The 10,728-nt window shown below is 43.2% G+C and carries 9 protein-coding genes; 1 reads left to right on the top strand and 8 read right to left on the bottom strand.

The window, feature by feature from the left end; genetic code table 11:
• Position 1: 1 nt before the first annotated feature.
• Together BMX02_RS07015 and mobA are read right to left on the bottom strand one after the other, a co-directional pair.
• A complete protein-coding gene (locus BMX02_RS07015) occupies positions 2 to 826 on the bottom strand; it encodes a CbbQ/NirQ/NorQ/GpvN family protein (RefSeq protein WP_091689987.1) in 825 nt (274 codons plus the stop codon).
• Positions 827 to 1,409: 583 nt separating this feature from the next.
• Positions 1,410 to 2,015, bottom strand: coding sequence for a molybdenum cofactor guanylyltransferase (gene mobA, locus BMX02_RS07010; RefSeq protein WP_091689986.1), 606 nt, complete (start codon positions 2,013 to 2,015; stop codon positions 1,410 to 1,412).
• 89 nt (positions 2,016 to 2,104) lie between these two features.
• Between mobA and BMX02_RS07005 the strand changes: the two genes are divergently transcribed.
• Positions 2,105 to 2,650: a ferredoxin domain-containing protein gene (locus BMX02_RS07005; RefSeq protein ID WP_091690143.1), complete on the top strand. Its 546-nt coding sequence runs from the start codon at positions 2,105 to 2,107 to the stop codon at positions 2,648 to 2,650.
• A 66-nt stretch (positions 2,651 to 2,716) separates the two neighbouring features.
• Here BMX02_RS07005 and BMX02_RS07000 read toward each other — a convergent pair whose 3' ends face one another.
• The 6 genes from BMX02_RS07000 to BMX02_RS06980 all read right to left on the bottom strand — a co-directional run bounded on the left by BMX02_RS07000 (position 2,717) and on the right by BMX02_RS06980 (position 10,222).
• Positions 2,717 to 4,702, bottom strand: coding sequence for a DUF460 domain-containing protein (locus BMX02_RS07000; protein WP_091689985.1), 1,986 nt, complete (start codon positions 4,700 to 4,702; stop codon positions 2,717 to 2,719).
• A 460-nt stretch (positions 4,703 to 5,162) separates the two neighbouring features.
• Positions 5,163 to 6,116: a choline TMA-lyase-activating enzyme gene (cutD, locus tag BMX02_RS06995; RefSeq protein ID WP_091689984.1), complete on the bottom strand. Its 954-nt coding sequence runs from the start codon at positions 6,114 to 6,116 to the stop codon at positions 5,163 to 5,165.
• A 50-nt stretch (positions 6,117 to 6,166) separates the two neighbouring features.
• Complete coding sequence (gene cutC, locus BMX02_RS06990) at positions 6,167 to 8,596, bottom strand: choline trimethylamine-lyase (protein ID WP_210409159.1); 2,430 nt, start codon at positions 8,594 to 8,596, stop codon at positions 6,167 to 6,169.
• Positions 8,597 to 8,700: 104 nt separating this feature from the next.
• Positions 8,701 to 8,859 carry a hypothetical protein gene (locus tag BMX02_RS11875; RefSeq protein ID WP_167879257.1) on the bottom strand — a complete coding sequence of 53 codons (159 nt, stop codon included), beginning with the start codon at positions 8,857 to 8,859 and terminating at the stop codon, positions 8,701 to 8,703.
• 12 nt (positions 8,860 to 8,871) lie between these two features.
• A complete protein-coding gene (locus tag BMX02_RS06985; RefSeq protein WP_091689982.1) occupies positions 8,872 to 9,168 on the bottom strand; it encodes a hypothetical protein in 297 nt (98 codons plus the stop codon).
• Position 9,169: 1 nt separating this feature from the next.
• The gene (locus BMX02_RS06980; RefSeq protein WP_091689981.1) at positions 9,170 to 10,222 is read right to left on the bottom strand and encodes an EamA family transporter; all 1,053 of its coding nucleotides are present in this window, start codon (positions 10,220 to 10,222) and stop codon (positions 9,170 to 9,172) included.
• Positions 10,223 to 10,728: the final 506 nt, after the last annotated feature.

Below are 10,728 nucleotides of genomic sequence, written 5' to 3'. Positions count from 1 at the left end.
TTCACTCCATGATAGCTGATATGATCTCATCTATGCTTTTCTGGAGGTCGGCATCATCGGTGATCGGCTTAACCATGGCGACACTGCATGCTTCCCTTGGTCCTATCCCGGACCTGATCAGCATACCAGCATATATGAGAAGACGGGTGCTTACCCCTTCCTCAAGACCATGCTGCTTGAAATTACGTATTCGGTGTCCGATATCCACAAGGGTTCGGGCAGTTTCCTCATCCACACCACTTTCATGGGCAACGATATCGGTTTCAAGTTCAACCGGCGGGTAATCAAAATCAATGGAAACAAATCTCTGCCTTGTGCTCTGTTTCAGGTCCTTCAGCACGCTCTGGTATCCCGGATTGTAGGAGATGGTCAGCATGAACTCAGGTGGTGCCTGAAGTACAATGCCCATTTTCTCGATTGGCATTATACGCCTGTCATCTGTCAGCGGATGGATCACGACCCTTGTATCCATCCTTGCTTCCACGAACTCATCAAGATAACAGATAGCACCGCTCTTCAAAGCAGCTGTTAAGGGTCCATCGTTCCATTCGGTCCCTTCACCTTTGATTAGGAACCTGCCAATCAGATCGTTAGCCGTCAGGTCCTCATGGCAGGAGATCGTAATAAGAGGGCGTGCCAGATGGTAGGCCATATATTCGATAAAACGTGTTTTCCCGCAACCGGTTGGCCCTTTGAGGCTGACAGGCAGTTTATTCTCATAAGCAGCCCTGAATATCTCGACCTCATTTCCAACAGGAACATAGTAGGGTTCCTCTTTGATGACACATTCTTCAACACGCTGCTGGGAACAGATAATATCGGTCATTGGGATCACTCTCAAACTTTTTGATATAATTTTAGTGTTCAAAGTTGATAATGTTTTGCAAATGAAAGAGGTGAATCGAAAACAAAATGAGATAAAGTAAATTTGGAGTGATAATATTGAAACTTAAATAAAAATAGTATCAATCAAAAAATGGTTAAAAGCAAAAAGAAGAAATTAAAAAGGGACATTCCTTTTGCTGAATAAGTTCTGCCTAATATCAGATACACCGAATGGATCGATCAACAAATCGATGGAGCAAACATTGGAAACCCAATTATTTCATCGGTATCCTGATAAATGCCTGTCCTGAACTTGAATAGAACCCATTACATTCTTCTTCGTACATAATCTGCCCAGACTCTTCTTCCTGTTGTCCTGATTCTGTATCTCTCAAATCGTTCCCCTCTTGTATCAGGCTTAATTGCCTGCAATTATGGGATGTAATAACATCCTCATAATAATTATGAGAGTGACTTATATAAATAGATTTTGTATGAACTATGGGAAAAACAGTATCTAAAAGAAACATCAACAATAAATTAATTGTGCCGATTTTAGAAATACGAAATAGAAATACAGAATGTCAACAAATGTCCAGTTTATCCATATCATTAAACGTGTTGATGTTGATAAATGTCTTTAAGTCAGGATCGATATCGCGGATCTTCTCCATTTCAACACCCACAACATCATCCAGCTCAAAAACAGGTGCAAGTATGAACCTCTTCCCTGAGCTTATTGAACTCTCGATCAAAGGCAACATCGGTGCAACACGATAGACCCCGCATAGTGGCTCCATGGAACCATCCGGACGCAGTGGTACCGCTGCATCATGCCCTTCTGCACAGTGAAACATGAACTCAACAACTTTCGGATCAATAAAAGGCATGTCACATGCGGTAACAAAGATATACCCACCCTTTGCTGCTTTGAAACCCTCAAGGATTCCTGCCAGGGGCCCTATGTCAGAATAGCAGTCAAGGACCATCTTTTTGCCGCAGGAATATGCCTCGAACTCTTTTTCCTGCCCTTCATCCCTGACAGATACCAGTACTTCATCAACTATATCGTCGAGTATATTGATCGTTCTTTCCAGTACGGACTTCCCTTCACAGTTCATCAGGGCCTTTTCCACATTTCCAAGACGCCTTCCACGCCCGCCTGCAAGGATCAATGCTGATATTGTCATCTTAAATTGTAATTGAGAACGATAATACAAAAAGATGCGTATAGCTTTACACAGAAATTATTAAGTCTGAAAATAACATAAATATGTTCATGAAACTTAATCCTGAATCCGAAACTATTGAGATGCTTGCAAAGACAATACTTGTTGCAGCAAGGACAGCGCCTAAAGCAAAAGGAAAGGACGATATTGTAACAGCATTACTGGAAACGGAAGATGTCGAGGTCCTTGCCTCTGCCATGGAAGAAATGGCAGACAGGAAAGGAGAAGGATTTGCATTCTTCAAGCGTGATGCGCAGAATGTACGCAATGCAGATGCAGTATTACTTATCGGTTTCAAGACAGAAAGTGTCGTTGGTCTCAACTGTGGAGCCTGTGGTTTTGAAAGCTGCAAGGATATGCTCCAGCATTCAAAGGTAAATGTTGATTTTACAGGTCCGCACTGTTCTTTCAAGTACATCGACATGGGTATTGCACTGGGAAGCGCTGCTGCAAGGGGAAAGGATCTCTGTGTTGACAACAGGGTAATGTACTCAGTGGGTGCCGGAGCATTGTCAGCCGGGCTTCTGGATGCTGACATCGCATGTGGAATGCCTCTCAGCATTAAGGGCAAGAACATGTTCTTTGACAGGAAGTAAGAATTCCAGGACCAAATAAAAAGATGAAAACTTCAAGGTAAAGCAACAGGATGAGATCGCAGCCGGTCAGGTAAGACCCCTGCGCCTCTCACTTCGATATTCATCCACAAGATGCTTCAATTTCTTTTCTTTTTCTTCCTGACGCTTTCTCTCAGCTTCCTTCTCCCACCCATCCAGAGCTTCCTGAAGAAGGGCAGGGTCTACCACTGCAAAATCGTCAACTCTCTGTATCCTGACATTTTTGAGCAAAGGTAGATTTGCCCTGAAGAAAACATCTTCTGCAGCATAGGTCACATCCGAGGAAGTGATCACAGCACGAACACCCAGTTCAACTACCATTGAAGCTGTCACTGTACTGCCACCGCTTGCATCCTGAAGGAAGATAACATCCCCTTTCTTGATGCCAAGATGGTCCTTTGTTTCTAAAATAGCCTCACGGGTAAAGGACAGAAGAATCTTTACAGGGATCCCCTCACCCTTGATCTCCATCTTTCTTATCTGCTTCAATTTCTTGATGTTGGAATGGGCCTTTTTTAATGACTTTTTAGACCTGCGCAGGTCTTTCTTCAGAACTGAGATCTTATGTTCACGTATCTCGATCTCCTTGTCCTTACGAATCTGAAGATGATTAGCTTCCCTCATCTTCTCCAGTTTAAGTTCAAGTTTTGAGATACGCTTATCCTTTGACTTCAACTCCTTCTTAAGTTCCTGGAGATAATCCCGGAGATTGCTGATCTGAGTATCTTTTAACTTAAGTTTCTCTGAAATTTTCCTGTCCCTTTCTTCAGTACCTTCATCAGGAGTTTCCAAAACCTTCACAGGTTTCTTCTCGGGAACCGGCACCCCGGTAACTTTCTCGATAGCTTCACCTATGGAAGCACCCTGGATCACATACAGTTTTATCTTATCCATGTTCAGATGGGGAGGTGCTTTCTTCTCAACACGCGAGAACATGTTCTTGTAATTCCGGTGAGCATAAAGAGCAGCGGCAAGAGAGTCACGTTCATGGTCATTGGAATAGCCATATGGTCTTCCAAGGGCGATCTTCTCCTCAGAGGAAATTTCCGTAGAAGGCGTACTTATCACAGCATTGAAACTGCGCCGGATCCGCTCCACAGAACCCGGAGTTGGTGTGACATCCGTACCGATGACCGCAGGCTTCCCATATTCAGCAATAAGTTTGACAACTTCATCATGGGAAATGCCACGAACACTTTTCAAGAGCAGAAGATCAGCATCGAACGAGAGTATAGCTATTCCTACCGTGGTGCCGGGGTCGATACCCACAATAGTAGGGCGCCTTTTGACCCTGGTCAAGGGAGTATACTGGATCTTATCTCGCACCACGTTGCTTACACGGATCTGGGCATCCGCAGTGGAACCGGAACCAACAGGCACCTGATTCCTCTTTGCATATACTGTGAACTCGGCACGCACATAACCTCCGAATCCACTGGATATCCTGCTTGTATACGTATATCCGTGTTCCTTTGATGCTTTCTTCAATATCGCCTCGACCTCACGACTCCTTTCCCTCACAGCCCCATGGACCTTACGGCGATACCTGTTCTGGCTCCAGCCTCCACGTCCGAGCGACCGGGCACGACTCACCTTGATCTTCGTGATGTCTTCAAAAAGGGATACTTCAGAGCCAACTCCCATACTTGCAAGACGCGCACATGCCTCTGCCTCCTCGTTTGGATCGAACTGGTTGAAGGATAGTCCATTTTCCTTTGCAAGATGTAAAAGGGATTTCTTGTGCAGACCGCCTGTAACCTGTACAAGCCGGACACCTTCAGGAAGTTTCTCAAGAAAACGCACAAGCTCCTTCTTGCTAGGAGCCAGTTCAAAAATGTTGTCCACTGCGATATATTCAGGATGCTCTTCGCGAACCATCTTCAATATACGCGGAAGGCGCACCATTTTATGATGAGTTACCTCTCCCTCTTTCAACACAGCAACTGCATACCTTGGCAACTCCCGGGCCCTGGAAGAGCCTTTTGCGATGTCTATGCCGAATATTACCCCGGTTTGATAATCTGGATTTTGCATAATATACCATCATTGCATAAAGTTTGATCAGATATCCCCATGTAATATATGTTAAAGAGAAATATATACCCAGTTGGTGTAATTTTAAGGATAAATAAATCTGAACAAATGACCAGTAAATTATGAAAATTAAAAGCTTGAATAAAAAGTAGAAAGGAATATTCTGGAAGAGGTCCAGAATTTCCATAATCGTTTTCTTCTTTGAGGATGTAATCTTTTTTGATTTTGCACCCTTAGAATTGGGACACAAATGTCCTTGCCTGCCACAATGCTACCACTGCAACTATCAGAATAGCAAGTAACCAGGCGTATTCAGATATTGATTTGCAGGAGCTATAGTCAATTATAATGGCAATCCATTAAGATCCACAAGAATACTTAATTTAATCCTTTTATTTTCTTGTATCCATCGTATCCAATATAATACTTTTTAGTTTGCTTTTCGCTTATGAAAAGTATTTTAATGGTTGACTATTCTCACATTGAAATCGTGCGCTTTGAACCAACTTTCAATTTCTTTCATCTCTTCTACATTTAAGCTCGCATCCTCTTTACAAAGGTACTCTTTATCAAGCTGCTGATACTTATGTACACCCATCTTGTGGTACGGAAGCAAATCTATGCCTTTAAAATTCTCGCATTCACGGAAAGGTTTCAAAAAATCAATGACCTTTTCTATGTCTTCTTTGCTGCTGTTTACACCTTTAAGCAAAGGCATTCTGGTAAGCACATTATATCCGCGCCTAATAAGTTCCTGCAGATTGCTTAAAATAAGCTCATTGCGAACTCCCATAAATTCCAGGTGCTTCTCCGGCGAAATATGTTTTATGTCGAAAAGGAATAAATCCACAAATTCTGCCACTTTAAACAGGTCCTCTTGCTTTGCATAACCGGATGTTTCGATTGCAGTGTTTATCCCTTCCTGCTTACATTTCATTAGCAAATTTGCGGCCGCTTCTGGCTGCAACAGAGGTTCGCCGCCACCAATGGTAATTCCTCCACCCGAAGTATCATAAAAAGCTCTGTCTTTTTCGACGATCTCTAAAAGCTCAGAAATACTTTTTTCTTCCCCTGCTATAAATAAAGCAGATGCGGGGCAAACACCCTCGCATTTGTGACAACCGATACATTGGATGTCGCGCCGCACCTTATGCTTATTATTACTTTCCAGGATCATGTGCATATCCACAGGGCAGACCTCTACACATGCACCGCAATCGGTACACACGTTGCTTTTTACCATCACGTCATATCCTGGCTTTAACCCTTCGGGGTTTGAGCACCATTCACAACGCAGTGGGCATCCTTTGAAAAATATGATGGTCCTCACTCCGGGTCCATCATATATGTTGAACCTTTGCACGTTGAAAATGGAAGCTTTTTGTTCAATTGCTCCTGCATCTTTATTGCTCATCCTCATCACCTACTTAACTGTTTTTTATTTTGCCATTTCACGCATTTCTTTTAAGTGTGTTTTAGCATTGTTCTGCTGATGATCTCATCCTGCACATCTTTGCACAATTCAACAAAGAATGCGCTGTACCCTGCCACACGAACTATCAGGTCACGGTACTGTTCAGGATGTTTCTGTGCTTCAAGCAATGTTTCATTATCCAGGTAGTTGAACTGCATTTGGCCGTTACCAAATAACGATGCAGTTCTCAGCAATGTAATTACGCCATTTTCCCCTTCAGGTGTGTCGAGCAAGCCAGACATAAACTTAAAGTTGTGAACCATACCTATGTTCATATCGTCACAAGCCATCTTTGAAACCGACTTAATGATAGCAGTAGGTCCCAGGAAGTCTGCTCCTTGAGTAGGGCTGATACCATCCGACAACGGCATCCAAGCTTTCCTTCCGTTTGCGGAAGCTCCCGTAAGTTGTCCAAACGGCGTGTTATTTGAAATTGACAGCGTACCGTGGCTCAACGTCGAATACAGGGTCTTGTGTTTCCTGTGTTCCATTTCCGTAAAGTTAGTCACATCGGCAGCGATCAAATCCGCATAATCATCATCGTTTCCATATTTAGGTGCATTCAGACAATCCGTTCTGATTTGCTCATAGCCTTCGAAATCGGCTTTTAAAGCCTCATTAAATTCCTGCAAGGTGTATTTCTTATCATCAAACACTAATTTCTTTATTGCAGCCATGGAATCTACATATGTGGCCAGGCCTGTCCAAACAACCCCCGGTCCGAAATTGTACATTGCCCCACCGGATGAAACGTCCTTACCGTCTTCCATACAACCTTCGTACATGATGGACATGAGCGGCTTTGGTGCAAGCTCCCTGTGAACTCTTTGGGAAATAACCGTGGCGACATTTGACAATTTTGTAATGTATTTGATCTGCTCTTTTACAGCATTTTCAAATTCTTCGTAGGTTTTAAAGTTGTTTATGTCACCCAGATCAGGGCAAACTTGTTTATCGTACCAAAGCGGAACACCTCTGTTTAAAATAAGCTCGATGCAAATAGGCCACTGAGTATATGCAGTGGAAGTCCACTGATAAAGTCTTCCCGACTTCTGCGGCTCTACGCAGCCCATCAAGCAATAGTCACGAGCATCTTCTATGGATACGCCCTTTTCCAGCATCATTTTTATATGTGTATCATCAAAGTGGCAAGCAGGGAAACCCATACCGGAACGAACAACTTCAACTATTTTCTTCATATATTTCTGTGGAGAATTATTGTGTATCCGGCAAGCCAATGAAGGCTGGTAAACTTTAACATGCCTGACCGCATCCATCAATAAATAAGTCAAGTCGTTAGTGGCATCTCTGCCTTCTCTTGTAACACCGCCTACGGCCATGTTTACAAACGGTTGGTAGCCTGCAAAGAATTTTGAGGCATCTTCGCTTGTTATCCACATCATTTCGGACATTTTTATCAACATGCTGCCTGCCAGCTCGAATGCTTCAAATTCAGTCATTCTGCCCTCTTCTATGTCCGCCTTGTAGAAGGGATACATATACTGGTCAACACGTCCGATAGACATGCCTGTCTGGTTTTCTTCCACCACAAGCAAGGATTCGATGGTCCACACCGCCTGAATAGCTTCCCAGAAGGTGCTTGGCTTATTGGCTGGAACTTTTGCATTGACTTCGGATATCTTCATTAGCTCTGCTTTACGCTTAGGGTCTGTTTCCTTTGCGGCCAGCTCTGCTGCATATTCCGACAGCCGTTTTGCATAAGCCATAATACCTTCGGTGGTATCTATGATTGCTTCATAGAAATAGATCTTATCAATGTCTTCCGGATTATCATAATCCAGTGTTTCCAAATGCTCTCTTGCTTCGCGCTGAATATCTTTCATGCCCTTTTTCATCAGGATTACGTCGTAACCAGGACATGAGTCTCCTCCACCATTTACGGCATGATATGAGCAATCCGAAACAAAGGATTCACCGGAAAGTTCCCAAACGCCGGCTTCCCGATACTGATCTTCGCAGTATTCGTCGACCGATTTACCCTTCCAATAAGGGAACAGTTCTTCGCGCATGATCTTCTTGTCTTCTTCGGAAATATAGAACGGGTCCTGCGGACGAGTGCCTATGGTATCGATTTCTTCTTCCATCCATCTCCAGGCAATATCAGGGGAAAAAGCACCTGCTCTCGGTGCGCCACACGGAGAACCTGCAATCAACTCGTTATCCTGTATTACAAGTGGCGCCGTTTCACAGCAATATTTGAAGCACTTTGCGCGTAACAATATTTTCGGCATTCCAGGGTTTTCCTTGGCTATCTTTGTTATCGCTCTTGCACGATATGTTGTGATAGTCGGGACCTGCTTCAGGAAGTTTTCTTTCAGCTTCTTAAGACGCTCTGTTATTCCATCCGGAACTCCCGTTACGTTTGTCTCGTTTGAGACTTTTGTACTGTTTGCGCTCATTTTCATATCTTCCACCTCTCATTACTTTCAAATTTCGATTATACTTACATATCAGTAAAATATTTGAAAAATAAAATGCCCGAAAATCGGGCAATAAAATACTTTTAGAATTGGGACACAAATGTCCTTGCCTGCCACAATGCGACCAAAGCAATAACGATGATCGCGATCATCCAGGTATATTCTGCTGCTGGTACAGGGGCCATGGTCATATCAAAGCCTTCGCCATAGTAACCTACCATATAGTCGTTCATTACTCCCATATTCAAACCTCCTTATACGTACTCCAGACATGCATCGGATGCACGAACCTTTCCGAAATCAGTGATCACATATTTGTGCAAGAGGAAGCCTTTCTTGTATACACCATCCTCATCGACCTTTGACTCTACAGATTTGAGCATACCACCTGAAGCAAGCTCGAGGATATCGAAGTTGAGCGAATCCCTTCCGAAGTTGCTGTTCATGTTGTATTCTTTCTGCATCTGTGTGACGATCTCGTTGTTCCAGTGCTCCTTCTCATCAGAGAATAGCTCAAGCAACCTGAATTTTATTGGGCGTTCTCCAGCCATTTTACTCACCTCTCAGTGATTCCATTTCACCTGTTTCTTCAGAGATCATTACAAAGCTACCGAGGACACAAAGTGCGCCACCGACGAGTATAGTCCATGCTGGAACCTGTGCAAGGAACAGGTAAAGGAACATCACTACAAAAATAGCGTAGAGGTTTGCCACACCCTGTCCACGTGCTACACCGACGAGAGGGAAGGACTTGTACCAAGCCACATAACAGTATCCAAAACTGATACCTGCAAATGAAAGCACTAGGATAGACAGTGGGTTCAGTGCTGCAATTGCATATTCGACTATTGGGTAACCTGCCAGTGCAACAATAGGTATGATAATGAGCCACCAGATGATGTTCTCACCAAGGAACCTGATAGTAATACCTACATCAGGCTCTGCGATGTCAAGACCTTTTCCGGCAATTGCACCTTCAATACCCCAACCGAGAGCACACATCAGACCACCGACATATCCAAGCCATGCTACGCTTCCGGTACCTAATTCTGCCATGATACCTCCGCCGAAAATGGTGACACCACCAATAATAATAACAAAAATACCGATAGCGGCTCTTTTACTTATTTTCTCACCGTACCAGAAATAGGCGAGAATTGAACCGGCAACAGGGTACAAAAGAGCTGATACAGCACCGAATGCCGGACCAATAAATCCTATTGCCATAAATGCACCTAATATTGCAACTGGCCCACCGAACATGGAAGCTGCAAAAAACCACTTGCTGCAGGGATGTAATTCTTTAAGGGTTCTCTTTATTTCACCAAACTTTCCAAGTACCCCGTTCCATACTAACAGGGCAATGATAACAGTCAATGCATTGAATGCAGTTATCAATACAGCACACATCATTGTTGCCGTTGTTGCATTTGAATAGTCAGGGAGGGCAAGGTCATACCACATTGCATCGAATGGAGGTATGGCCCAGATAATTGTACCCGGAACATACCATAAAGCCCACAAAACTGCAGTGAAAAGTGCCCACATATAACCTTTGTTGACTCTTTTCTTAATTTCTAATTTTCTTAATTCCTGAATGTCCATAATAATTTCTCCTTTTATGACTCCATCAAGTTTTTGTTCATTTCATCTGCCTTTACTCCTTAAGGCATAGGAAATATGTTCCCATCTATTATATAAGGATTTCGTAGAAAAGCTTTTATATTATTTTTTTTGACAAATTGTTTTATATACTAGAAGATACAATGGCTTGATTGGGGAAGCTCCTCCAACTGAGCGCAATGGTTTGTAGATAAACTATGAAATCACAAATTGTGCTGACCGTCCTTGGCATGGTTTGGGCGATCATCATATGTTTCCTGCAACCCTTCCCTGTCTGATTTAGAAAAGTAAAAAGGCTTTGTAGAAATCCTATAGGACTTGAGATCCATATCGTCCTTCCAAAATTAACACTGCATATCATTACTTTTGGACTCCGATATTGGCTTGATCTCTACAAAGCCTAAGCTCTTGTAACCACTAGTGTATGCTCCTGTAACCTTTCATCCAAACATGGGGAAAACCCCTGCCCCCCCATAAGTCACCCCTTC

This window comes from Methanococcoides vulcani (assembly GCF_900111645.1).
GTDB classification, from domain to species: Archaea; Halobacteriota; Methanosarcinia; order Methanosarcinales; family Methanosarcinaceae; genus Methanococcoides; species Methanococcoides vulcani.
This window is presented reverse-complemented; position numbering and strand designations above follow the sequence as displayed.